This is a genomic window from Streptomyces sp. NPDC093600 (assembly GCF_044764755.1).
Taxonomy (GTDB): domain Bacteria; phylum Actinomycetota; class Actinomycetes; order Streptomycetales; family Streptomycetaceae; genus Streptomyces.
In genome coordinates this window covers 1,103,575-1,126,551 of sequence record NZ_JBIWIU010000001.1, presented here as the reverse complement: position 1 = coordinate 1,126,551, position 22,977 = coordinate 1,103,575, and the positions used below count along the sequence as shown (strand labels likewise).

Annotated in this window: 20 protein-coding genes; 12 read left to right on the top strand and 8 right to left on the bottom strand. The window is 72.5% G+C overall.

Annotation, left to right across the window (positions count from 1 at the left end):
* Positions 1-59 precede the first annotated feature (59 nt).
* Positions 60-1,016 (bottom strand): methylmalonyl Co-A mutase-associated GTPase MeaB, encoded by a 957-nt coding sequence (gene meaB, locus ACIRB4_RS05410; protein WP_403288567.1) that lies wholly within the window; start codon positions 1,014-1,016, stop codon positions 60-62.
* 25 nt (positions 1,017-1,041) lie between these two features.
* The gene (locus ACIRB4_RS05405) at positions 1,042-2,250 is read right to left on the bottom strand and encodes an acetyl-CoA C-acetyltransferase (RefSeq protein ID WP_403288566.1); all 1,209 of its coding nucleotides are present in this window, start codon (positions 2,248-2,250) and stop codon (positions 1,042-1,044) included.
* A 137-nt stretch (positions 2,251-2,387) separates the two neighbouring features.
* Between ACIRB4_RS05405 and mce the strand changes: the two genes are divergently transcribed.
* The 7 genes from mce (at position 2,388) to ACIRB4_RS05370 (ending at position 12,282) form a co-directional block, all read left to right on the top strand.
* Complete coding sequence (gene mce / locus ACIRB4_RS05400; RefSeq protein ID WP_356891400.1) at positions 2,388-2,828, top strand: methylmalonyl-CoA epimerase; 441 nt, start codon at positions 2,388-2,390, stop codon at positions 2,826-2,828.
* A 223-nt stretch (positions 2,829-3,051) separates the two neighbouring features.
* A complete protein-coding gene (gene scy / locus ACIRB4_RS05395; protein WP_403288564.1) occupies positions 3,052-7,341 on the top strand; it encodes a polarized growth protein Scy in 4,290 nt (1,429 codons plus the stop codon).
* Between the two features lie 114 nt (positions 7,342-7,455).
* Positions 7,456-8,394, top strand: a complete 939-nt coding sequence (locus tag ACIRB4_RS05390; RefSeq protein WP_158990544.1) for a cellulose-binding protein — start codon at positions 7,456-7,458, stop codon at positions 8,392-8,394.
* Positions 8,395-8,493: 99 nt separating this feature from the next.
* Positions 8,494-9,459: an ABC transporter ATP-binding protein gene (locus tag ACIRB4_RS05385; RefSeq protein WP_403288562.1), complete on the top strand. Its 966-nt coding sequence runs from the start codon at positions 8,494-8,496 to the stop codon at positions 9,457-9,459.
* Between the two features lie 3 nt (positions 9,460-9,462).
* Entirely contained in the window at positions 9,463-10,242 is a 780-nt protein-coding gene (locus ACIRB4_RS05380; protein ID WP_403288561.1) for an ABC transporter permease, read from the top strand.
* Between the two features lie 127 nt (positions 10,243-10,369).
* Positions 10,370-11,467: an ATP-binding cassette domain-containing protein gene (locus ACIRB4_RS05375; RefSeq protein WP_403288559.1), complete on the top strand. Its 1,098-nt coding sequence runs from the start codon at positions 10,370-10,372 to the stop codon at positions 11,465-11,467.
* A complete protein-coding gene (locus tag ACIRB4_RS05370) occupies positions 11,464-12,282 on the top strand; it encodes an ABC transporter permease subunit (protein ID WP_403288558.1) in 819 nt (272 codons plus the stop codon). Before ACIRB4_RS05375 ends, ACIRB4_RS05370 begins: the two co-directional genes overlap by 4 nt.
* A gap of 49 nt (positions 12,283-12,331) precedes the next feature.
* Here ACIRB4_RS05370 and ACIRB4_RS05365 read toward each other — a convergent pair whose 3' ends face one another.
* A complete protein-coding gene (locus tag ACIRB4_RS05365) occupies positions 12,332-12,658 on the bottom strand; it encodes an ATP/GTP-binding protein (RefSeq protein WP_403288557.1) in 327 nt (108 codons plus the stop codon).
* Between the two features lie 200 nt (positions 12,659-12,858).
* Between ACIRB4_RS05365 and ACIRB4_RS05360 the strand changes: the two genes are divergently transcribed.
* Positions 12,859-13,893 (top strand): LLM class flavin-dependent oxidoreductase, encoded by a 1,035-nt coding sequence (locus ACIRB4_RS05360; protein WP_403288556.1) that lies wholly within the window; start codon positions 12,859-12,861, stop codon positions 13,891-13,893.
* A 141-nt stretch (positions 13,894-14,034) separates the two neighbouring features.
* Here ACIRB4_RS05360 and ACIRB4_RS05355 read toward each other — a convergent pair whose 3' ends face one another.
* Positions 14,035-14,427 (bottom strand): SCO5389 family protein, encoded by a 393-nt coding sequence (locus ACIRB4_RS05355; protein WP_017236120.1) that lies wholly within the window; start codon positions 14,425-14,427, stop codon positions 14,035-14,037.
* 229 nt (positions 14,428-14,656) lie between these two features.
* Between ACIRB4_RS05355 and nucS the strand changes: the two genes are divergently transcribed.
* Complete coding sequence (nucS, locus tag ACIRB4_RS05350) at positions 14,657-15,337, top strand: endonuclease NucS (RefSeq protein ID WP_403288555.1); 681 nt, start codon at positions 14,657-14,659, stop codon at positions 15,335-15,337.
* Positions 15,338-15,413: 76 nt separating this feature from the next.
* Here nucS and ACIRB4_RS05345 read toward each other — a convergent pair whose 3' ends face one another.
* The 3 genes from ACIRB4_RS05345 to ACIRB4_RS05335 form a co-directional block, all read right to left on the bottom strand.
* Positions 15,414-17,993 carry an ATP-binding protein gene (locus ACIRB4_RS05345; RefSeq protein ID WP_403288554.1) on the bottom strand — a complete coding sequence of 860 codons (2,580 nt, stop codon included), beginning with the start codon at positions 17,991-17,993 and terminating at the stop codon, positions 15,414-15,416.
* 272 nt (positions 17,994-18,265) lie between these two features.
* A complete protein-coding gene (locus tag ACIRB4_RS05340; RefSeq protein WP_019889522.1) occupies positions 18,266-18,589 on the bottom strand; it encodes an STAS domain-containing protein in 324 nt (107 codons plus the stop codon).
* Positions 18,590-18,727: 138 nt separating this feature from the next.
* Entirely contained in the window at positions 18,728-19,576 is an 849-nt protein-coding gene (locus ACIRB4_RS05335) for a 3-hydroxyacyl-CoA dehydrogenase family protein (protein ID WP_403288552.1), read from the bottom strand.
* A 190-nt stretch (positions 19,577-19,766) separates the two neighbouring features.
* Here ACIRB4_RS05335 and ACIRB4_RS05330 point away from each other — a divergent pair, with 190 nt between their 5' ends.
* Positions 19,767-20,339 (top strand): cob(I)yrinic acid a,c-diamide adenosyltransferase, encoded by a 573-nt coding sequence (locus tag ACIRB4_RS05330; protein ID WP_403288551.1) that lies wholly within the window; start codon positions 19,767-19,769, stop codon positions 20,337-20,339.
* Here ACIRB4_RS05330 and ACIRB4_RS05325 read toward each other — a convergent pair.
* Positions 20,259-20,891, bottom strand: coding sequence for a hypothetical protein (locus ACIRB4_RS05325; protein ID WP_403288550.1), 633 nt, complete (start codon positions 20,889-20,891; stop codon positions 20,259-20,261). The genes ACIRB4_RS05330 and ACIRB4_RS05325 overlap by 81 nt on opposite strands.
* A 150-nt stretch (positions 20,892-21,041) precedes the next feature.
* Here ACIRB4_RS05325 and ACIRB4_RS05320 point away from each other — a divergent pair, with 150 nt between their 5' ends.
* Both ACIRB4_RS05320 and ACIRB4_RS05315 read left to right on the top strand, forming a co-directional pair.
* Entirely contained in the window at positions 21,042-22,247 is a 1,206-nt protein-coding gene (locus ACIRB4_RS05320) for a sensor histidine kinase (RefSeq protein ID WP_403288549.1), read from the top strand.
* Positions 22,244-22,915 (top strand): response regulator, encoded by a 672-nt coding sequence (locus ACIRB4_RS05315; protein ID WP_403288548.1) that lies wholly within the window; start codon positions 22,244-22,246, stop codon positions 22,913-22,915. Before ACIRB4_RS05320 ends, ACIRB4_RS05315 begins: the two co-directional genes overlap by 4 nt.
* The last annotated feature ends 62 nt before the right edge of the window (positions 22,916-22,977 follow it).

The window sequence follows — 22,977 nt, the reverse complement described above, 5'->3', positions numbered from 1 at the left end:
GTGCGCGAGAAGCGCACCGGGCCCCTGTCCGTCGGCCCGTGTCCGGCCGTGCCGGGCCGTCAGTTGCCCGTCAGGCTCGCGATCAGTTCGTCGGACGCCGCGTACGGGTCCAGCTCGCCCGCCACGATGCGCTCCGCGAGCGCGTCCAGGCGCCGGTCGCCGTGCAGGTCCCCGATCCGCTCGCGCAGCGCCGTGACCGCGATCGTCTCGACCTCGCGGGCCGAGCGCGAGCGGCGGCGCTCCGCCAGGACCCCGTGCTCCTCCATCCAGGCGCGGTGCTTCTCCAGGGCCTCCACCACCTCGTTGACGCCCTCGCCCCGCGCCGCGACCGTCTTGACGATCGGCGGCCGCCAGTCGCCCGGACCGCGCGCCTCACCGAGGCCGAGCATGTGGTTCAGCTCGCGGGCCGTCGCATCAGCGCCGTCCCGGTCCGCCTTGTTCACCACGTACACGTCGCCGATCTCCAGGATGCCCGCCTTCGCGGCCTGGATCCCGTCGCCCATGCCGGGCGCGAGCAGCACCACCGAGGTGTCGGCCTGGGAGGCGATCTCCACCTCCGACTGGCCCACGCCCACCGTCTCGACGAGGATCACCTCGCAGCCGGCCGCGTCCAGGACGCGGATCGCCTGCGGCGCCGCCCAGGCGAGCCCGCCCAGGTGGCCCCGGGTCGCCATCGAGCGGATGTACACACCCGGGTCGGAGGCGTGCTCCGACATCCGGACCCGGTCGCCGAGCAGCGCTCCCCCGCTGAACGGGGACGAGGGGTCGACGGCCAGGACGCCGACCCGCTTCCCGGCCCGCCGGTAGGCGGCGACCAGGGCGGACGTCGACGTGGACTTGCCCACGCCCGGCGAGCCCGTCAGGCCCACCACGTACGCACCGCCGGTCAGCGGCGCGAGCGCCGCCATCACCTCGCGCAGCTGCGGGGACGCCCCCTCCACCAGTGAGATCAGCCGGGCCACGGCGCGCGGCCGGCCCTCCCGTGCCTGGGCGACGAGTTCGGGGACGTCCACCATGTGCCGATGCTCCTTAGGTACGGAACTACTTGCCGTTGCCGGGTACGCGAACGATCAGAGCGTCACCCTGACCGCCACCGCCGCACAGCGCCGCCGCGCCGACACCGCCGCCGCGCCGCTTGAGCTCCAGGGCGAGGTGCAGCACCACACGGGCGCCGGACATGCCGATGGGGTGGCCGAGGGCGATCGCGCCACCGTTGACGTTCACCTTTTCCGGGGTCACGCCCAGGTCCTTCATCGACTGGACGGCGACCGCCGCGAACGCCTCGTTGATCTCGATCAGGTCGAGGTCCTCGACGCCCAGGCCCTCCTTCTTCAGGGCGTGCCGGATGGCGTTGGACGGCTGCGACTGCAGCGAGTTGTCCGGGCCCGCCACGTTGCCGTGGGCGCCGATCTCGGCGATCCACTCCAGGCCCAGCTCCTGCGCCTTGGCCTTGCTCATCACGACCACGGCGGCGGCGCCGTCCGAGATCTGCGAGGAGGTGCCGGCCGTGATGGTGCCGTCCTTGGCGAAGGCCGGGCGCAGCTTGCCGAGCGACTCGACGGTCGTCTCGCCGCGGATGCCCTCGTCCTTGGCGAAGACGACCGGGTCGCCCTTGCGCTGCGGGATCTCGACCGGGGTGATCTCGGCCTCGAAGACGCCGTTCTTCTGCGCGGCGGCGGCGCGCTGGTGGGACAGGGCGGCGATCTCGTCCTGCTCCGGGCGGGCGATGCCGAGGCGCGTGTTGTGCTTCTCGGTGGACTCGCCCATGGCGATGTTCTCGAAGGCGTCGGTCAGGCCGTCGTAGGCCATGGCGTCGAGCATCTCGATCGCGCCGTACTTGTAGCCGTCGCGGGACTTCGGCAGCAGGTGCGGGGCGTTGGTCATCGACTCCTGGCCGCCTGCCACGACCACGTCGAACTCGCCGGCGCGGATCAGCTGGTCGGCGAGGGCGATGGCGTCGAGTCCGGAGAGACACACCTTGTTGACGGTGAGGGCGGGGACGTTCATCGGGATGCCGGCCTTGACGGCGGCCTGGCGGGCGGGGATCTGGCCGGCGCCCGCCTGGAGCACCTGCCCCATGATCACGTACTCGACCTGGTCGCCGCCGATGCCGGCCCGGTCGAGCGCGGCCTTGATGGCGAAGCCGCCCAGCTCCGCGCCGGAGAAGGACTTGAGGGAGCCGAGCAGCCGTCCCATGGGCGTGCGGGCGCCCGCGACGATCACTGAAGTGGTACCGGTCGTTCCAGACATGAGGCACAGCCCCTTGAGATGAGGAGTGAACGAGGGTTTACCGCCAATGTACTGAGCGGTACCGCTCAGGGTCACCGGGCAGCCGGTGTGACGGCGCGCACGTTGCGTAACCACCTCCCTGGCGTTGCACTGGGACCATGCTGACGCGAATCGACCACATCGGGATCGCCTGTTTCGACCTCGACAAGACTGTCGAGTTCTACCGTGCGACCTACGGTTTCGAGGTGTTCCACTCCGAGGTGAACGAGGAGCAGGGCGTCCGCGAGGCCATGCTCAAGATCAACGACACCTCCGACGGCGGCGCCTCCTACCTCCAGCTCCTGGAGCCCACCCGGGAGGACTCCGCGGTGGGCAAGTGGCTGGCGAAGAACGGCGAGGGGGTCCACCACATCGCCTTCGGGACCGCCGACGTCGACGGTGACGCCGCCGACATCCGTAGCAAGGGTGTCCGAGTCCTCTACGACGAGCCCCGGATCGGCTCCATGGGCTCCCGCATCACCTTCCTCCACCCCAAGGACTGCCACGGCGTGCTGACCGAACTGGTCACCTCCGCCGAGCCGTCGGCGGACCACTCCTGAGTCCGCTCCTCCGTCCACTCCCGCGTCCACTCCTCGGTGGAGCACTGACCTCCGGATTCCTGGCCCGGTAGAGTGGGCGGCTCCGGGCCGGGGCCGGTCGGTGCCGCATGCCATGCGGCGTCGAAGTCGGGGTATCCGATCTGTCACCATTCCCCGGGGGGCCCGTTCGCCGGGAACGGATCTCATTGGAGTGTTGCGACCAGGGGACGGATGGGACCGCGCAGTGCGGGGCTACGAACGCCAGGAGAGCCACCGAGCTGAAGACGACCATCTTTCGCGGTTCGAAGCCGAGATGGACCGGCTGAAGACCGAGCGGGAGAAGGCCGTCCAGCACGCCGAGGACCTCGGTTACCAGGTCGAGGTCTTGCGCGCCAAGCTCCACGAGGCGCGCCGCACGATCGCATCCCGGCCGGCCTACGACAGCGCGGACATCGGCTATCAGGCCGAGCAGTTGCTCCGTAACGCGCAGATCCAGGCCGACCAGCTGCGCCAGGACGCCGAGCGCGAGCTGCGCGAGGCCCGCGCCCAGACCCAGCGCATCCTCCAGGAGCACGCCGAGCACCAGGCGCGGCTCCAGGCCGAGCTGCACAACGAGGCGGTCCAGCGCCGTCAGCGTCTGGACCAGGAGCTGGCCGAGCGCCGCCAGACCGTCGAGGCGCACGTCAACGAGAACGTCGCCTGGGCGGAGCAGCTGCGCGCCCGTACGGAGTCCCAGGCCCGCCGTCTGATGGAGGAGTCCCGCGCCGAGGCCGAGCAGGCGCTCGCCGCCGCGCGGGCCGAGGCCACCCGGTTGGCCGAGGAGACCCGGCAGCGCGTCGGCTCGCAGGCGGAGGCCGCCCGCGCCGAGGCGGAAGCGATTCTGCTGCGCGCCCGCAAGGACGCCGAGCGGCTTCTGAACGCCGCCTCGACACAGGCGCAGGAAGCCACCAGCCATGCCGAGCAGCTCCGTTCGGCCACCACCGCCGAGACCGACCAGGCCCGCCGCCAGGCGACCGAGCTGTCCCGCGCCGCCGAGCAGCGGATTCAGGAGGCCGAGGACCGGCTCCGCGAGGCCCGCGCGGAGGCCGAGAAGGCGCTGGCGGAGGCCAAGGAGGCCGCCGCCAAGCAGCTGTCGTCGGCGGAGTCGGTCAACGAGCAGCGCACGCGTACGGCCAAGGCGGAGATCGCCCGGCTCGTCGGCGAGGCCACGAAGGAGGCCGAGGCGCTCAAGGCGGAGGCCGAGGAGAAGCTCCGCGAGGCGAGCGCCGAGGCCGAGAAGCTGGTCTCGGAGGCCGCCGAGAAGGCCCGTACGGTCGCGGCGGAGGACTCCGCCGCCGCCCTCGCCAAGGCCGCCCGTACGGCCGAGGAGGTGCTCACCAAGGCGTCCGAGGCCGCCCAGGAGACCACCCGTAAGGCGTCCGAGGAGGCGGAGCGGATCCGCCGCGAGGCCGAGGCCGAGGCCGACCGGCTGCGCACCCACGCCGAGGAGCAGGCCGACGAGCTGCTCGGCTCGGCGAAGGACGACACCAAGGAGTACCGCGCCAAGACGGTCGAGCTGCAGGAGGAGGCGCGCCGGCTGCGCGGCGAGGCCGAGCAGTTGCGCGCCGAGGCGATCGCCGAGGGCGAGCGCATCCGCGGCGAGGCCCGGCGCGAGGCCGTCCAGCAGATCGAGGAGGCGGCAAGGACCGCCGAGGAGCTGCTGACCAAGGCCCGTACGGACGCCGACGAGCTGCGCGCGAGCGCGGGCGCCGAGAGCGACCGGGTCCGCTCCGAGGCCATGGAACGCGCGCAGACGCTGCGGACGCAGGCCGAGGAGACCCTGGAGCGCACCCGGGCCGAGGCCGAGCGGATGCGGGCCGAGGCGGAGGAGCAGGCCGAGGCGGTCAAGGAGGCGGCCGAGCGGGCCGCGACCGCGCTGCGCGAGGAGGCCGAGCGGGCCGCCGCGGCACGGCAGGCCGAGGCCGCCGAGGAGCTGGCCCGGCTGCACGCCGAGGCCGAGTCGCGGGTCGAGAACGCCGGGCGCGAGCTGTCAGATGCCCGGGCCGAGAGCGAACGGATCCGGCGCGAGACCGCCGAGGAGACCGAGCGGCTGCGTACCGAGGCCGCCGAGCGGATCCGTACGCTCCAGGCGCAGGCCGAGCAGGAGGCGGAGCGGCTGCGCACGGAGGCCGCGTCGGACGCGTCCACCGCGCGCGCCGAGGGCGAGGCCGTGGCCGTACGGCTGCGCACGGAGGCGTCGACGGAGGCCGAGCGGCTGAAGTCGGAGGCGCAGGAGACCGCCGACCGGGTGCGGGCGGAGGCCGCGGCCGCCGCCGAGCGGGTCGCGGCCGAGGCCGCCGAGGCGCTGGCCGCCGCGCAGGAGGAGGCCAACCGGCGCCGCCGGGAGGCCGAGGAGACGCTGGAGTCGGCCCGTTCCGAGGCCGGCCGGGAGCGCGAGCACGCCCGCGAGCAGTCCGAGGAGCTGCTCGCCTCCGCCCGCAAGCGGGTGGAGGAGGCGCAGACCGAGGCGCAGCGGCTGGTCGAGGAGGCGGACCGCCGGGCCACGGAGATGGTGTCCGCCGCCGAGCAGACGGCCCGGGAGGTACGCGACTCCGTCGCCGGTCTGCAGGAGCAGGCCGAGGAGGAGATCGCCGGGCTGCGCAGCGCGGCCGAGCACGCGGCGGAGCGCACCAGGGCAGAGGCGCAGGAGGAGGCGGACCGGGTCCGCGCCGACGCGTACGAGGAGCGGGAGCGGGCCACCGAGGACGCGAACCGGGTGCGGACCCGCGCCCAGGAGGAGTCCGAGGCCGCGAAGGCGCTGGCCGAGCGGACGGTCACGGACGCGATCGCCGAGGCGGAGAAGCTGCGCGCGGACACCGCGGAGTACGCGCAGCGGGTACGGACCGAGGCGACGGACTCGCTGGCCTCGGCCGAGCAGGACGCGGCCCGCACCCGTGCGGACGCCCGGGAGGACGCCAACCGGATCCGTTCCGAGGCGGCGGCCCAGGCGTCGACGCTGGTCGGCGAGGCGACGTCGGAGGCGGAGCGGCTCACCGCCGAGGCCGAACGGCTGCGTGCCGAGGCCGAGCGGGTCAAGGCGGACGGCGAGGCGGAGGCCGAGGCCCTGCGGGCGGCCGCGCGCGCGGACGGCGAGCAGGTCCTGGACGAGGCCCGCAAGGCCGCCGACAAGCGGCGCGCCGACGCCGCCGCCCAGGCCGACCAGCTCATCGGCGAGGCCACGAGCGAGGCCGAGCGGATCACCGCCGAGGCGGCGGAGCTCCTGGAGACGACCGAGCGCGACGCGCTGCGGCTGCGGAGCGAGGCGGAGCAGGTCAAGAAGGACGGCGAGGCCCACGCGGAGGCGCTGCGGGCGGCCGCGCTGGCCGACAGCGAGCAGGTGCTCGACGAGGCGCGGAAGGCGGCCGACAAGCGCCGCTCGGACGCGGCCGAGCAGGCCGACCAGCTCATCGGCGAGGCGACGCGGGAGGCCGAGCGGATCACGGCGGAGGCCGGCGAGCTCGCGGAGTCGCTGACGTCCGACGCGACGCGGCAGGCCGAAGTCACCGTCTCCCGGGCGTCGGACGAGGCGGAGCGGATGCGGGCCGAGGCCGCCGAGACGGTCGGCGCGGCCCAGCAGGCCGCCGAGCGGATCCGGGCGGAGGCCGAACGGGTCCGCGCGGACGCCGAGTCGGCGGCGGAACAGATGCGTTCCGAGGCACGTGCGGAGGCGGACCGTACGCTCGACGAGGCGCGCGAGGCCGGCGCCAAGCGCCGTTCGGACGCGGCGGAGCAGGCGGACCAGCTCATGGCCAAGGCCCAGGAGGAGGCGCTGCGCGCCACCACCGAGGCCGAGTCGCAGGCGGACACGATGGTCGGCGCGGCCCGCAAGGAGGCCGAGCGGATCGTCGCCGAGGCGACCGTCGAGGGCAACTCGCTGGTGGAGAAGGCGCGTACGGACGCGGACGAGCTGCTGGTCGGGGCGCGCAGCGACGCGACGGCCATAAGGGAGCGGGCCGAGGAGCTCCGGGCGCGGATCGAGGGGGAGATCGAGGAGCTGCACGAGCGGGCGCGGCGCGAGACGGCCGAGCAGATGAAGACGGCCGGCGAGCGCGTCGACAAGCTGGTGAAGGCCGCCGAGGAGCAGCGGGCCGAGGCCGAGGAGAAGGCCAGGGAGCTGGTCTCCGAGGCGAACTCGGAGGCGAGCAAGGTCCGGATCGCCGCGGTGAAGAAGGCCGAGGCGCTCCTGAAGGAGGCCGAGCAGAAGAAGTCGTCCCTCGTCGCGGAGGCGGAGCGGATCAAGGCGGAGGCGGAGCGCGAGGCCGAGACGATGATCTCGGAGGGCCGGCGCGAGCTGGATGTGCTGGTGCGCCGTCGCGAGGACATCAATGCCGAGATCTCCCGTGTCCAGGACGTCCTGGAGGCGTTGGAGTCTTTCGAGGCCCCGTCCAACGGTACGAAGTCGGACGGGGCGAAGTCCGCTGGTACGAGGGACGGCGCCAAGGCGGGGGCCTCGGTGGGGGTTACACGTTCGAGTGGCAAGTCTTCCGGGGGCTAGCCACTCAAAAGGCTGGACATTCTCCAGATCAAACGGGCATACGCTCGATGACACGCCGCTTCGGCCCCTAGGATTCCCTCTAACACCTCACCGGTCTCATTCGACAGGAACCCCATGAGCGACACTTCCTCCCCCTTCGGCTTCGAGCTCGTGCGGCGTGGTTACGACCGCGGTCAGGTGGACGACCGCATTACCAAGCTCGTCGCCGACCGTGACAGTGCTCTGGCCCGAATCACCTCTCTGGAAAAGCGCATCGAGGAACTCCACCTCGAGACCCAGAACGCCCAGGCCCAGGTGACCGACGCCGAGCCGTCGTACGCCGGTCTCGGCGCTCGCGTCGAGAAGATCCTCCGCCTCGCCGAGGAGGAGGCGAAGGACCTGCGCGAGGAGGCCCGTCGCGCCGCCGAGCAGCACCGCGAGCTGGCCGAGTCGGCCGCCCAGCAGGTGCGCAACGACGCCGAGTCGTTCGCCGCGGAGCGCAAGGCGAAGGCCGAGGACGAGGGCGTTCGGATCGTCGAGAAGGCGCAGGGCGAGGCCAACTCGCTGCGTGCCGAGGCGCAGAAGGACGCGCAGTCCAAGCGCGAGGAGGCGGACGCCCTCTTCGAGGAGACCCGCGCCAAGGCCGCCCAGGCCGCCGCGGACTTCGAGACCAACCTGGCCAAGCGCCGGGAGCAGTCGGAGCGCGACCTGGCCTCGCGTCAGGCGAAGGCGGAGAAGCGTCTCGCCGAGATCGAGCACCGCGCGGAGCAGCTGCGGCTCGAGGCCGAGAAGCTGCGTACGGACGCGGAGCGCCGGGCGCGCCAGACGGTGGAGACGGCGCAGCGCCAGGCCGAGGACATCGTGGCCGACGCGAACGCCAAGGCCGACCGGATCCGCTCGGAATCGGAGCGCGAGCTGGCGGCGCTGACGAACCGCCGCGACTCGATCAACGCCCAGCTGACCAACGTCCGCGAGATGCTGGCCACGCTGACCGGTGCCGCGGTGGCGGCGGCCGGCTCCCCGATCGACGACGAGCCGGCCACCCGCGGCGTCCCGGCCCAGCAGACGAGGTAGCACGCGGGGGCGACCCCTCGGGCGACCGGAACGCAACTACTCACATGACCCTCCGCCATTCCAGTGGCGGGGGGTCATGTGCGCCCGTAGCGTGGTCGCATGATCGAGCTCGAGGGCCTCACGAAGCGATTCGGTACGAAGACGGCGGTCGACCATCTCTCCTTCCAGGTCCGGCCGGGTGTGGTGACCGGCTTCCTCGGGCCCAACGGAGCCGGCAAGTCGACGACCATGCGCATGATGCTCGATCTGGACAATCCGACCAGCGGTACGGTCCGGATCGACGGCAGGCACTACCGCGAGCTCCAGGAGCCGCTGAAGTACATCGGGGCGCTGCTCGACGCCAAGGCGATGCACGGCGGCCGGTCCGCGTACCACAACCTGCTCTGCCTCGCGCAGGCGAACCGCATCCCGGAGAGCCGGGTCGGCGAGGTCCTCGATCTGGTCGGGCTGACCCCGGTCGCGAGGAAGAAGTCGAAGGGCTTCTCCCTGGGCATGGGCCAGCGGCTGGGAATCGCCTCGGCGCTTCTGGGTGATCCAGAGATCCTGATGTTCGACGAACCCGTCAATGGTCTGGACCCCGAGGGAATTCACTGGATCCGCAATCTGATGAAGGCGCTGGCCGCCGAGGGCCGGACGATCTTCGTTTCGAGCCATCTGATGAGCGAAATGGCCCTGACGGCCGATCACCTCATCGTGATCGGACAGGGAAAGCTGCTGGCCGACACGTCGATGGCGGATTTCATCCAGGAGAATTCCCGGAGTTACGTACGGCTGCGCTCGCCGCAGCGTGAACGGCTCCTGGACGTCCTGCACTCCAGCGGTTTCACGCCGGTCCAGACGGACAGCGGCGCGCTGGAGGTGGACGGCGCCACCACCGAGAAGCTGGGTGAACTGGCCGCGGAGAACGGGCTCGTGCTGCACGAGCTGAGCGCGCAGCGCGCCTCCCTGGAGGAGGCGTTCATGCAGATGACGGCCGGTGCGGTGGAGTACCACGCGCACGGCACGGATGTTCACGGGGGCGGAGCGCCCGGCCCCCGATGGGGCGACACCACCAAGGGAGCCTGAACGATGGCAGCCGTATCCGCGGTCCTCCAGTCCGAGTGGACCAAGATCCGCACGGTCTCCTCGACCATCTGGACGCTGGCGAGCGCGCTCCTGGTCACGGTGGCGATGAGCGCGGCGCTCTGCGCGCTGCTGGCGACGACGTTCGACGATCTCTCCGCCGCCGAGCGGGCGACCTTCGACCCGACCTTCATCAGCTTCTCCGGGATGATGCTGGGCCAGCTGGCGATGGTCGTCTTCGGTGTCCTCGTGGTGGGCACGGAGTACAGCTCCGGGATGATCCGTACGTCCCTCGCGGCCGTTCCGCAGCGCGCCACCTTCCTCTTCTCCAAGATCGCGGTGGCGGGCGCCCTCGCGCTCGCCGTCGGTCTGGCGACCAGCTTCCTGTCGTTCTTCCTGGGGCAGGCGCTCCTCGGCGAGCACCGCACCACGCTCGGCGCGGAGAACGTACTGCGGGCGGTGATCGGCGGCGGGCTCTACATGGGCCTGATCGCGATCTTCTCGATGGGCGTGGCGGCGATGCTGCGGTCGTCGATGCTCTCGCTCGGCATCCTGGTGCCGTTCTTCTTCCTGATCTCGCAGATCCTGTCGGCGGTGCCGAAGGCCAAGGAAGTGGCCGTCTACTTCCCCGACCAGGCCGGATCCAAGATCATGCAGGTGGTGCCGGACGCGATGAACTCGGAGAAGGCCCCGTACGGCCCCTGGGGCGGGCTGGGCATCATGCTGATCTGGGTGGCGGCCGCGCTGATCGGCGGCTATCTGGTCATGAAGAAGCGGGACGCGTAACGCTCGCGTGACGCTTTCGGCTTCGCCGGAACCGTCAACGGCTCGATAAGCTCCTAGCTCATACGGGGGGCTCTCGGCCGCCGGCCACGGCCCCGACGACGACCTGACCTGTCGATGGGGCTGGAGAATGATCGAGGCAGTCGGCCTGACCAAGCGCTACGGCGCCAAGACGGCCGTGTACAACCTTTCCTTCCAGGTGCGGCCGGGTACCGTCACCGGCTTCCTGGGACCCAACGGCTCCGGCAAGTCGACCACGATGCGCATGATCCTCGGCCTGGACCGGCCGACGTCGGGCCATGTCACGATCGGCGGCCACCCCTTCCGGCAGCTGCCGAACGCGCCCCGCCAGGTCGGCGCGCTGCTCGACGCCAAGGCCGTGCACGGCGGCCGCAGCGCCCGCAGCCATCTGCTGTCGCTCGCCCAGCTCGCCGGCATCCCGGCCCAGCGGGTCGACGAGGTCCTCGGGGTCGTCGGCCTCCAGGACGTCGCCAAGCGCCGCTCCAACGGCTTCTCGCTGGGCATGGGGCAGCGTCTGGGCATCGCGGCGGCGCTGCTCGGCGACCCGCAGGTGCTGCTCTTCGACGAGCCGGTCAACGGCCTCGACCCGGAGGGCATCCTCTGGGTCCGCAACCTCATGAAGAAGCTGGCCGCCGAGGGCCGGACGGTCTTCGTCTCCAGCCACCTCATGAGCGAGATGGCGCTGACCGCCGACCATCTGATCGTGATCGGCCGCGGCCAGCTGCTCGCCGACATGAGCGTCAGGGACTTCATCTCGGCGAACTCCGCGGACTTCGCCCGGGTGCGGACCCCGCAGACGGAGCCGGAGCAGCGCGAGAAGCTGACCGCCGCGCTGATCGAGGCCGGCGGCCGGGTCATGTCCGAGCCCGACGGGGCGCTGCGGGTGACGGGCCTCGCCCTCCCCCGTATCAGCGATCTGGCCCACAGCGCCGGGGTACGGCTCTGGGAGCTGTCCCCGCACCAGGCGTCGCTGGAGGAGGCGTACATGCGGATGACGCAGAGCGCCGTGGACTACCGCTCCACCGAGGACCAGCTCGCCCACCTCCAGCCGCCGCAGGCGCCCCACCACCAGCAGCTGCCGCCCGATCCGTACGTGGTGCCGGAGGTGCCGCAGCAGGGCTGGTACGCCCCGCCGCCGCCCGGACAGAACCCGTACGCCGCCCCGCAGCACAGCGAGCCCGCCCAGAAGCCCGAGGACGCCCGATGACCGCCCCGACCCCGCCGTACTCGTACGTCTCCCCCATTCCCGTCCGCAGGGCGCACCTCGGTGACGCGCTCGCCTCGGAGTGGACCAAGATCCGGTCGGTGCGCTCCACGATGTGGACGCTCGGGGTCATGGTGGTGCTGATGCTGGGCATCGGTCTGGGGGTCGCCGCGATCGTGGCGGCGTCGAGCGAGCACCCGCAGAACGAGTCGGCGCTCGGTTTCGGCTTCTTCGGCGTGCTCCTCGGTTCGATCTGTGTGATCACGCTGGGCGTGCTGACGATCGCCTCCGAGTACGGCACGGGCATGATCCGCACCACGCTGACCGCTTGCCCGAGCCGGGCCCGGGTGCTGACGGCCAAGGCGATCGTCTTCTTCCTGCTCGTCTTCACCGTCACGACCGTGACCGCGACCGTGGTCGCGATGGCACAGGTGGCGATGGTGGACGCCGCCGAGCCGAGCGGGGCGGAGTGGCTGCGGGCCACGGTCGGCGCCGGTCTGTTCGTCGCGCTGCTCGGTCTGCTGGCGCTCGCCGTCGGCTCGATCGTCCGGCACTCGGCGGGCGCGATCACGATCATGATCGGGGTGCTGCTGCTGCCGCTGGTCGCGGCGATGTTCATGTTCTCGGAGTCGCTGGCCAAGGTGCAGGAGGCGCTGCTCACGTACGCGATCCCGAGCCAGCTGATCGCGCTGTACGCCGGCCGGTCGGCGGTGGGCCAGGGCGGCCCGTCGGGCTGGGACCCGGTGTGGATCCTGGCCGGCGTCGCGGCCGCCGCGATGGCAGGCGCGTACGCCCTGCTGAACAACCGGGACGTCTGACCGGGGCCCGCGCCGGTACCGGCACCGGCCGCGCCGGCCGGGAGCGGGCTCAGTACCTCGGCGCGTTACGGGACCGCTGCACCCGCGAGGTGCGGCGGTCCTTCGCGTTCCAGCACGCCTTGTGCCAGTGCCGCCGGTCCTCCACTCCCCCGTACTCGGGCCAGGCCACCACGTGCGGCGCGCCGCCGGGGATCTCCTGGTCGCAGCCGGGGCAGCGGTAGCGCTTGCCGGGCGCGCTCGCCCCGGCCACAGGGCGGACGAACCACTCCTCGCCCTGCCAGGACTCGCTGCGCTGCGCCCCGCCGTAACGGTCGGTCTCCGCGCCGCGACGGTCGGGCTTCTCGCCGCCATGGGGGCGGTTGCGACGCGGGGACACGAATCACCTCACGGAGGCCGGGTACACGGACGGTTCCGACAAGCCTACGGGCCGCGACACGGTCGCCCGGCCCACCCTCCAGGCCCAGTTAGCGGAAAATCGCAAGAACTTCGGGACGGGCCGTTGCCTTTGGCACGTGTCAGACGTTGTTGCCAGTACGAGGGGGGAGAACCGCGTCGGCCGCAAGGAGGCAGAAGGCGATGCGCGTGGGTACGTTTGTTCTGGCCGCCCAGTTCCCTGGGCAGGGCCAAGGCGAGGCACTGCACCGGGCGGTGCGGACGGCCGAGGTGGCCGAGGAGGCGGGGCTCGACTCCGTCTGGCTCGCCGAGCACCATTTCGTTCCGTACGGCGTCTGCCCGTCGGCCGTGACGCTCGCCGCGCTGCTGCTGGGCCGCACGCGCCGCCTCCGGGTCGGCACGGCGGTGAGCGTGCTGCCGACCGTCCACCCGGTCGCGCTGGGCGAGCAGGCCGCGCTGCTGCATCTCACCTCCGGCGGGCGGTTCACCCTCGGGGTGGGGCGCGGCGGGCCGTGGGTCGACCTGGAGGTGTTCGGCGCGGGCCTCGACGCGTACGAGCAGGGCTTCCCCGAATCGCTCGACCTGCTGCTGCGCTGGCTGACCGAGCCCCGGGTCGGGACCCAGGGCGAACGATTCGCCTTCCGGGAGGTCGCCGTCGTGCCGCGCCCCGGCGAGCTGATCGGCGGGGATGCCGCGCCCGAGGTGGTCGTCGCCTGCACCTCCCCGAAGAGCGTCCGGCTCGCCGCCGAACGCGGGCTTCCGATGCTGCTCGGGATGCACTGCGGCGACGAGGAGAAGGCCGAGATGGTGGCCGCCTGGGGCCGGAGCGCCCGGGAGGCGGGACGCACCCCGGACGAGATCGCCCGGATCGGCGCCGGCCATGTCTCGGCGGGCGTCGCCCAGCTCGCGGACCGCCGGGCGGACGCGGCCGAGGCGCTGGTCAAGGCGATGCCCGGCTGGCTGAAGCAAGGGCTCGACGCCCATGTCACGGTGGACGGCCGGCACCGCTCGATGCGGGACCCCGTCGCGTACACGGAGCTGCTGTGCTCGCTGCACCCGGTGGGCACGCCACGGCTCGCGGCGGACCGGCTCGCGGCGACCTCGGAGCGCACGGGCATCACCCGCTTCGCGCTGCTCGCCGAGGGCTCGGGCGACCTCGCGGCCACCGAGGAGAACGTACGGCGCCTGGGCGCCGAGGTGCTGCCGCTGCTGGTGTGAGGGGTGGTGGGTCATCTGGGTCGGCGAGGGACGCCGGGCCCGGCAGGAGCCGGGAGGCGGACCCTCGGGGCCGGATGCCGCCGCTCCGGCATCTGTCGCATCGTTCGGGTCTCCCCCGATGCGGAGCGGCAGCACCATGCCTCAGCAGTCGCGCAGTTCCGGCGACTGGTTGAGCAGCTGGCCGCGTACGGAGGTGAAGCGGGCGAGCCGCTCGTCCACCGCGGGGTCCAGCGGGAAGACCGCCACACGGTGGCAGTTCTGGAAGGCCAGACGCACACCGAAGTGGCGCTGCAGCGCACCCCGGATCGCATCACTCGCGAGTGCACGCAACAGCTGACCACGTGCCTGCTCGTTCGGCGGCGGCGTCTGGTTGTCGGCGAACTCTCCGCCGTCGACCTTCAGCTGAGCCACCAGAGAACTGATCATCTCCCATGCGTAGGGCAGGGAGGTCCGGACGCAGTCGACGAAGTCGGCTTCGTCGACCTCGCCTCGCTCGGCCTGTTCCAACAGAGCCGGTGAGACGTCGAGCGACATGGGTTCTCCTCTCGCGACCCCGCCGGGCGGGGTCTTACGGGCAGGGATGAAGGACCCTCCGCGCGACACGCTGTGTGCACGGACGGCGACCTCCTGCTTCCACGGTAAGCGCGCCGTCCGGAGCGCACCAGGAGAATGGGAGCACAACCGGCCAATAACCGACGGGTGTTGGGCGGGCGTTAAGAGCCGAATCGCGCGGAAGAGCGCTCGTCTTGTAGCGTTGCCGACCATGCGTCTCGTCATCGCCCGTTGTTCCGTGGACTACGCGGGCCGGCTCACCGCCCACCTGCCCTCCGCGCCCCGTCTGATCCTGGTCAAGGCAGACGGCAGCGTCTCCATCCACGCGGACGACCGGGCGTACAAACCGCTCAACTGGATGTCCCCGCCGTGCACGATCAAGGAGTGCGCCGACGGTGAGACCGGCGCGGCAGGCACCTGGACCGTGGTGAACAAAGCGGGCGAGAAACTGATCATCACGATGGAGGAGATCCTCCACGACTCCTCGCACGAGCTGGGTGTCGACCCGGGTCTCATCAAGGACGGCGTGGAAGCGCACCTCCAGGAGCTCCTCGCCGACCGCATCGAGACCCTCGGCGACGGCCACACGCTGATCCGCCGCGAGTACCCGACGGCGATCGGCCCGGTGGACATCCTGTGCCGGGACGCCGACGGGGCGACGGTCGCGGTGGAGATCAAGCGGCGCGGTGAGATCGACGGCGTGGAGCAGCTGACCCGCTATCTGGAGCTGCTGAACCGTGACCCGCACCTCGCGCCGGTGAAGGGCGTCTTCGCGGCGCAGGAGATCAAGCCGCAGGCGCGGGTGCTGGCGACGGACCGCGGCATCGAGTGCGTGGTGCTGGACTACGACGCGCTGCGGGGCATCGAGGACGACAAGCTGCGGCTGTTCTAGACGGTACGGGTACGGCGACGGCCCCGGGTGCGTGAACGCGCCCGGGGCCGTCGCCGTGCTGTCGCTCCTGGGCCCGTCAGGCGGGGGTTCCGGTGGAGGGGGTGCCGCCGTTCGGCGCGGAGGCGGTGTTGCTGGGGCCCTGCGTCTCCGTGCCGGTGGGGGTGGGAGACGGCGTTGTCGTGCCCGTTTCGGTCGCTGTCGGGGACGGCGTCGTCTTCGTGGGCGTGGGCGTCGGCTTGGTCGTCGGCGTCAGCGTCGGGCGCGGCTTGCCCGGTGCGGTCCTCGTGGGGGCGCCCGGCGTCGGGCTGGTGGCCGTCGAGCTGGCCGGGGAGGACGGGGTCCCCGCCGTGCCGGTCGCGCCCGGGACGCCCGGGGTGGCCGAGCCGGTGGCGCTCGGCGAGGGCGAGTCCGAGGGGCTGCCCGTCGTGTCCTCGGTCGGCTCCTCCGCGTCGAAACCGTCGTCGGCGCCGCCCTCCTCGCCGGTGGTGTGGTCGGAGGTGACCCGGTTGTTGGCCGGGTCGTCGCCGTCGCCGGAGGTGGCGCCGATGGTCACCACCGTGCCGAGCACGGCGGCAAGGAGCGCTCCGGTGCCGACGGCGACGAGGTTGCGGCGGGCGCCCGCGAGGATGCCCCAGCGGGCGCCGGGGCGCCGCTCGTCGCCGCTTGTGGGGCCGTCGGGGCGGCTGATGAGCGTAGGGCCGTCGGTCGCGAAGTCCGGGAACGCGGCGACGGGTGCGGGCGCCGGCGTGGGCGCGGCGGCGGGCTGGGGGGCCTGCTTGGCGAGGACGGCCGGGATGCCGCGGGGCGGCGAGAGGGGTTCCTCGCGCCGTACGACGGTCGGCTCGTCGCCCGCCGGTGCCCGGTCGCCGGGCAGCGGGCGGCCGGCGCGGTCGGCGACCAGGGCGAGGGCCCGGCGGCCGGCGACGGTGCCGCGCTTGTCGGCGAGGGCTCCGCGCAGGGCGATGGACGCCTCCAGTTCGGCGCGGGCCCGCTCCAGGTTTCCGGAGCAGAGCGCGAGGACGCCCAACTCGTGGTGGAAATAGGCTTCTTCGGCGACCTCTCCGGCGAGGCGGGCGGCCTCCTGGCCGCTGCGCAGGGCGCGCTCCCAGGCGCCCCAGTGCAGTCCGGCGGCGAAGGCGGGCGCGGCGCTGCGGGCGAGGAGGACGGCGGTGGCGGGGTGCTCGGGGCCCTTCCCGGGGACGAGCACCGACAGCGCGGCGAGCAGCGCGTCGGACTCGGCGACCGCGCGCCCGGGGGTGACGGAGGGGTGCCCGGCCCACCAGGCGTAGTGCTGGGCGACGGCGTGGGCGCGGTCGGCCGCGTCCGCTCCGTAGCCCTGGGCGGCGAGCTGGGTCAGGACGCCGGCGGCGAGGCGGTAGCGGCTGCCGACCGGGGAGAGCAGTCCGCAGCCCATGAGCTCGCCGAGGGCGGCGTCCGCGTGGGTGTCGCCGACGAGGGCGGGGAGGTGCGCCTGGTGCGGCATCTCGCCGCCGAGGGCGACGGCGTACCGCAGGGCTTCCTGGGCGGAGTGGCTGAGCCGCGAGGCGAGCAGGGCGGCGGGGGCGGCGCCCTCGCCGAGGCTGGGCAGCGGTATGTCGCGCACGTCGACATCGACGTCGGCGGCCTCGTCGGGGTCGGTCGCGGCGGGTGCTGCCGGGGTGCCGAAGGCGTCGGCGAGGGCGCCGAAGGCGTCGAACTCGGCCGGTTCCTCCGCCTGGGTGCCGAAGGCGTCGAACTCGGCCGGGGTGGCCCGGAGCCGGTCGCGCTGGCGGAGCAGCGCGCCGGCCTGGACGAACCGGAGCGGCAGGCCCTCGGACTCGAACCAGAGGTCCCCGGCCCAGTTGGCCTCGTCTTCGGTGAGGGTGCGGCCGACGACGTTCTCCAGGAGCTCCACGGCGGAGGCGCGGCCCAGGCCACTGAGGGAGACCTCTTCGAGGTGGGCGTCGGCGGAGGGGGCCGGCACGTCGGGGGTGGCGGCGAGCAGGAAGGCGCACTCGGGGGCGGCGGTCAGCAGCTCGTCGAGGGTGGCGCCGCCGAACTCCAGGTCGTCGACGACGACGACCGCGCCGATCTCGTGGACCAGTGCGAGCAGGGCGGGGCGGTCGGGCCGGTGGTCCGGTGTGTGCTGGACGGTGGCGACGAGCTCGTACAGCAGCTCGGTCGGGGTGCGGTGGTGGCCGGAGAGGCGTACGACACCGTCGGGTGCCAGGCCGGCGCAGTCGCCGGCGACGGCTTCGAGGAGCGCGGTGCGGCCGGAGCCCGCGGGGCCGGTGAGGCGGACGGAGCGGCCCCGGGCGAGGAGCTGGACGAGACGCTCGCGCTCCTCCTGCCGTTCGAGGAGCGGGAGCCGCGGCGCCGCGGGGCCCGGCGGTACGGGCGGGGCGGTGGCGCGCGCCGCTTCGGCGCGCTCCTCGGGGGTGCGGCGGCGGGACGGTGCGGGCTGCTCCCCGGGCGGGCAGGTCTCGATCTCGCTGCCGTCCACCGGGTTGACGGTGAGGAGCAGGTCGCCGGAGACGAGGCGGGCGGTGCGGGCGCGTGCGGGCGTCGCGGCCGGGCCGCGCTCGGGCGCGCCGCCGCGGGCGCCGTGGGCGTCGCCGCCCTCGTTGTCGTGCCCGTCCTGGCCGTACTCTTCCGGCCCCCGGTTCATCGGGTCCATGTTCAAAGCTCCCAAAAGCGGTGCGCGCCGAAGCCCCTCCCGGCCGATCTGCACGCTCGCTGTCGCTTCTGGTCCGGTGCCCGCCGGGTGGGTCCGTCAAAGGGCGGGCGACCGAACCCTAGACCTTCCGCGAGGATCCCGGGAAGGCCGGGGCCCCGGCCCGCCCAAGACGTCACGGTCTTGTGAGGATTGGGCCGTGACGCCGGGTTCACACAGCGGCTTCACAGCCGGTACGACGGCGCTTCATGCCGCGGCCCGGCCCCGCCGCGCGCTCACACGCGCGGGAGGGACTCCGCGGCGAGTCCGCCTTCGATGGCGAGGATGCGGTGCAGCCGGGTCGCGACGAGCAGGCGCTGCATCTGGGGCGGTACCCCGCGCAGCACGAGCCGGCGGCCGCAGCGGCCCGCCCGGCGGTGCGCTCCCATGATGACCCCGAGACCGGTGGCGTCCCAGGAGTCGAGACCGGTCAGGTCGAGCACCAGATCGCCGACTCCGTCGTCGACGGCCGAGTGCAGGACCGTACGGGCGTCCGCCGCGCTGCGGACGTCGAGGCGGCCCCCGACGACCAGCTCGGCATGGTCGCCCCTGATGTGCATATGCGCTCCCCGGGAGTGCTCCGTCTTTGCAACAACTGACTGCCGTCGGCGCAGAAGCGTTGCGCCTTGTAAGCGAACTGATACCGAATTCACCCCGTGGGGTGATGGCGGAACGACCGCCGGGACTCGGCGGGCGGTTCAGTGCTTGTAGAAGCCCTGCCCGCTCTTGCGACCGATGTCACCGGCGTCCACCATCCGGCGCATCAGCTCCGGCGGGGCGAACTTCTCGTCCTGCGACTCGGTGTAGATGTTTCCGGTGGCGTTCACCAGGATGTCGATGCCCGTCAGGTCGGCCGTGGCGAGCGGGCCCATGGCGTGGCCGAAGCCCAGCTTGCAGGCGGTGTCGATGTCCTCGGCGGTCGCCACACCGGATTCGTAGAGCTTGGCCGCCTCGACGACGAGCGCCGAGATGAGCCGGGTGGTGACGAAGCCGGCCACGTCGCGGTTGACGACGATGCAGGTCTTGCCGACGGACTCGGCGAACTCCCGTGCGGTGGCGAGGGTGGAGTCGGCCGTCTTGTAGCCGCGCACCAGCTCGCAGAGCCGCATCATCGGGACCGGGGAGAAGAAGTGGGTGCCGACGACGGACTCCGGTCGCTCCGTCGCGGCCGCGATCTTGGTGATCGGGATGGCGGAGGTGTTGGAGGCGAGGACGGCGCCGTCCTTGGCGATCTTGTCGAGCGCGCGGAAGATCTCGTGCTTCACCTCCAGCTTCTCGAAGACGGCCTCGACGACGATGTCGGCGTCGGCGACCGCGTCGAGCTCGGTGGTGGCGGTGATCCGGCCGAGGGCGGCCTCGGCGTCGGCGGCGTCCAGGGTGCCCTTGGCGACGAAGCGGTCGTACGACGCCTTGATGCCGTCGGTGCCACGCGTCAGGGCGGCGTCGGTGACGTCACGCAGGACGACGTCCCAGCCCGCCTGGGCGGAGACCTGCGCGATTCCGGACCCCATGAGTCCGGCCCCGATGACGGCGAGCTTCCTGGCCACGATGTCCCACCCCTTAACGCCTGTTCACTTCCGGCTCTTCGGCGGAGATTAGCGGGCGGGAGCCGCGATGTGACCGCTAAGTAATGCGCGTCACGCCAGGATTGACGGACGTCACACTCACGGCACGCCCGTGCCGTGACGGTCGGCACACGGGCGGCCCATGGGGGCGGGGCGTCACTACGCTGGTCTCATGGTCAATCTGACGCGCATCTACACCCGTACCGGCGACCAGGGCACCACCGCCCTCGGCGACATGAGCAGGACCGCCAAGACCGATCTGCGGATCTCGGCCTACGCCGACGCCAACGAGGCCAACGCCGTCATCGGCACGGCCATCGCCCTCGGGCGGCTCGACGAGGAGGTCGTGAAGGTCCTCGTCCGCGTCCAGAACGACCTCTTCGACGTCGGCGCGGACCTGTCCACCCCGGTGGTCGAGGACCCGAAGTATCCGCCGCTGCGGGTGGAGCAGTCCTACGTCGACAAGCTGGAAGCGGACTGCGACCGCTTCCTGGAGCAGCTGGAGAAGCTGCGCTCCTTCATCCTGCCGGGCGGCACGCCCGGTGCGGCGCTGCTGCACCAGGCGTGCACGGTGGTCCGGCGTGCGGAGCGCTCCACGTGGGCGGCGATCGAGGTGCACGGCGAGACGATGAACCCGCTGACCGCGACCTACCTCAACCGGCTGTCAGACCTGCTCTTCATCCTTGCGCGGGTGGCGAACAAGGAGGTCGGGGACGTGCTCTGGGTCCCGGGCGGGGAGCGCTGACGGCTGCTCCGGCTCGCCCTCCGGGGCCTTCTTCGGCCAGATCGCGTAGCTGAGCGCGATCAGGCCGTGGATGCCGGCGGCCCGCCAGGCGACGAAGATCCAGCTCTTCAGCGAGTCGGTGTTCCCGTCCGGGCCGACGTACCAGGCCGCGAGCAGCAGCAGTCCGCTCGCGACGGCCGCGGCGACCACCGAGCCCGACCAGACCTTGCCCTCGTGGCGGGCGCGCGCCATGCCGTACCGCGGCGGCTTCGCGGGCGGCGGCGCGCCGCCGAAGCGGTGGGCGGCGTGGCCGTCGAGCCACTTCACCGTGCGGTGGCCGTGGCCGACGGTGTAGCCGATGTAGACCGCGGCGAGGCCGTGCCGCCAGCTGGGGTCGGCGCCGTTCTTGAGGTCGATGGCGGTGACGACGAGCAGCAGGACCTCCAGGAGCGGTTCGCACAGCAGCAGGGCGAGACCCGTCCGGGGCATCCTCAGCAGATAGCGGGTGGCGAGGCCGGCGGCCAGCAGGACCCAGAAGCCGACTTCACAGATCACGATCAGCGTGACGATCACGGCACTCCCCTCTCGGTTCCCTCCCAGCCTCCCGTGGTGCCGGGCCCGATTCGTCGTCGGCGCTGACGAACCGCGTCTACATCCTTCGACGGAGGGCGCGTCAACCCGGACGGCGAGGTCCGGGCGCCGCGCACCGTGTTGGATGGACCCGTGACCCTCCCCCGCCCCCACCGCGACGACCTGCTCATCGCCGCCGGCGGCCTCCTCATCGGCCTGCTGATGTGGTCCTTCGGTCTGCACACCCAGGACGACCGGTTGATCGGGGAGCGCTGGGCGACGCTGGTCCCGCTCGTCGTCATGACCGCGATGGAGACCCTGCGCCGCTCCCTGCCGCAGACCGCCCTGACCATCGGCACGCTCGCTCTCGTGGCGGACCAGTTCACCTACGGCAGCCTCGTGACGGCGCTGATGTTCACGGACGTGGTCTACGCCGCCGTGGTCTACGGCTCCCCCGCGTCCGCCCGGCGGATCCCGTACACCACCGGCCTGATCACGATCGGCGTCACGATCGGCTTTCTCGTCTGGTGGCAGAACGCGATCGCCCTGGTGGTCGGTCTGATCACGGGCATGGTCTCCTTCCTCCCCGCCGTGACCGGCGCGATCGTGCGCAACCACCGGCAGGCCGCCGACGCGGCCCGGCTGCGCGCCGAACAGACCGCGCTGCTCGCCGAGATGGACCGTACGCAGGCGGTGGTCGCCGAGCGGGCGCGGATGGCCCGGGAGTTGCACGACATGGTCGCCAACCATCTGTCCGCGATCGCGATCCACTCCACGGCGGCGCTGTCGCTCGACGACCCGGGCACGACCCGGCAGGCGCTGACCGTGATCCGGGAGAACAGCGTGGAGGGCCTGGCGGAGATGCGCCGGCTGATCGGGCTGCTGCGGGAGAGCAGCGGCGACGCCGAGCCGGCCGCCGCGCCGACCCTGGACGGTCTGGAGGCGCTGCTCTCGCAGGCCAGGACGAACGGCACGTCGAGCGGGCTCGACCTGGTTCTCGACGACTCCCGGGAGGACGGCGGCGGGCGGCTGCCGGCGCCGGTCGAGCTCGCCGCGTACCGGATCGTGCAGGAGTCGTTGACCAACGCCCTCAAGCACGCGGCGCCCGGCGAGGTGCGCGTGACCCTCGACGGCCGGCCGGACGGGTCCCTCACGGTCTGCGTGACCAGCCCGCTGGCGGGGCAGCCCGCTCCGCGCGCGCCCGGCGCGGGAGCGGGGCTCGTCGGGATGCGGGAGCGGGTCGCCCTCCTCGGCGGGGAGTTCGAGGCCGGTCCGGTGCCGGACGGCGAGGGCGGCAAGCTGTGGCGGGTACGGGCGGTCCTGCCCGTGGGGACGAACGACAGGGGACCAGCGAGATGACGGACACGAGGCGGCCCCCGATCCGGGTGCTGGTCGCCGAGGACCAGAGCGCGGTACGGGCGGGGCTGGTGCTGATCCTTGGCAGCGCGCCGGACATCGAGGTGGTCGGGGAGGCGGCGGACGGCGAGCGGGCGGTGCAGCTGGCCCGCGCCCTCCGGCCGGATCTGGTCCTGATGGATGTGCAGATGCCCCGGATGGACGGGGTGACGGCGACCCGGCACGTCGTGGCCGAGGGCCTCGCCGACGTGCTGGTGCTGACCACCTTCGACCTGGACGAGTACGTCTTCGGGGCGTTGCGCGCGGGCGCGGCGGGCTTTCTGCTGAAGAACACCGAGGCGAAGGACCTGGTCGAGGCGGTACGGACGGTGGCGCGCGGCGAGGGGCTGATCGCGCCGGCGGTGACCCGGCGGCTGATCGCGGAGTTCGCGGCGCCGAGCCGTCCGGTGCGCGCCGCGGGCGCCGCGGATCCCTCCGTGCTGTCCGCACTGACCCCCCGGGAGCGGCAGGTGCTCTCGGCGCTCGGTGACGGTCTGTCGAACGCGGAGATCGCGGTACGGCTCGACATGGCGGAGGCGACCGTGAAGACCCACGTCAGCAAGGTGCTGGGCAAGCTGGATCTGCGCAGCAGGGTGCAAGCTGCGGTCCTCGCTCAGGAGTTGGGCGTGTGATCCGGGACTGACCCCAACTCTCACCGACGCTGGTCTGGACCTCTTGACGATTGGTCCAGACC

Bases quoted from the DNA above. Each gene is read 5' to 3' on its own strand.
- ACIRB4_RS05360 (WP_403288556.1), top strand. From the start codon at position 12,859: ATGCGCGTGGGTACGTTTGTTCTGGCCGCCCAGTTCCCTGGGCAGGGC.
- ACIRB4_RS05390 (WP_158990544.1), top strand. From the start codon at position 7,456: ATGAGCGACACTTCCTCCCCCTTCGGCTTCGAGCTCGTGCGGCGTGGT.
- ACIRB4_RS05355 (WP_017236120.1), bottom strand. From the start codon at position 14,427: ATGTCGCTCGACGTCTCACCGGCTCTGTTGGAACAGGCCGAGCGAGGC.
- ACIRB4_RS05385 (WP_403288562.1), top strand. From the start codon at position 8,494: ATGATCGAGCTCGAGGGCCTCACGAAGCGATTCGGTACGAAGACGGCG.
- ACIRB4_RS05405 (WP_403288566.1), bottom strand. From the start codon at position 2,250: ATGTCTGGAACGACCGGTACCACTTCAGTGATCGTCGCGGGCGCCCGC.
- ACIRB4_RS05345 (WP_403288554.1), bottom strand. From the start codon at position 17,993: ATGGACCCGATGAACCGGGGGCCGGAAGAGTACGGCCAGGACGGGCAC.
- ACIRB4_RS05330 (WP_403288551.1), top strand. From the start codon at position 19,767: ATGGTCAATCTGACGCGCATCTACACCCGTACCGGCGACCAGGGCACC.
- ACIRB4_RS05375 (WP_403288559.1), top strand. From the start codon at position 10,370: ATGATCGAGGCAGTCGGCCTGACCAAGCGCTACGGCGCCAAGACGGCC.
- ACIRB4_RS05340 (WP_019889522.1), bottom strand. From the start codon at position 18,589: ATGCACATCAGGGGCGACCATGCCGAGCTGGTCGTCGGGGGCCGCCTC.
- ACIRB4_RS05370 (WP_403288558.1), top strand. From the start codon at position 11,464: ATGACCGCCCCGACCCCGCCGTACTCGTACGTCTCCCCCATTCCCGTC.
- ACIRB4_RS05380 (WP_403288561.1), top strand. From the start codon at position 9,463: ATGGCAGCCGTATCCGCGGTCCTCCAGTCCGAGTGGACCAAGATCCGC.
- ACIRB4_RS05315 (WP_403288548.1), top strand. From the start codon at position 22,244: ATGACGGACACGAGGCGGCCCCCGATCCGGGTGCTGGTCGCCGAGGAC.
- mce (WP_356891400.1), top strand. From the start codon at position 2,388: ATGCTGACGCGAATCGACCACATCGGGATCGCCTGTTTCGACCTCGAC.
- nucS (WP_403288555.1), top strand. From the start codon at position 14,657: ATGCGTCTCGTCATCGCCCGTTGTTCCGTGGACTACGCGGGCCGGCTC.
- meaB (WP_403288567.1), bottom strand. From the start codon at position 1,016: ATGGTGGACGTCCCCGAACTCGTCGCCCAGGCACGGGAGGGCCGGCCG.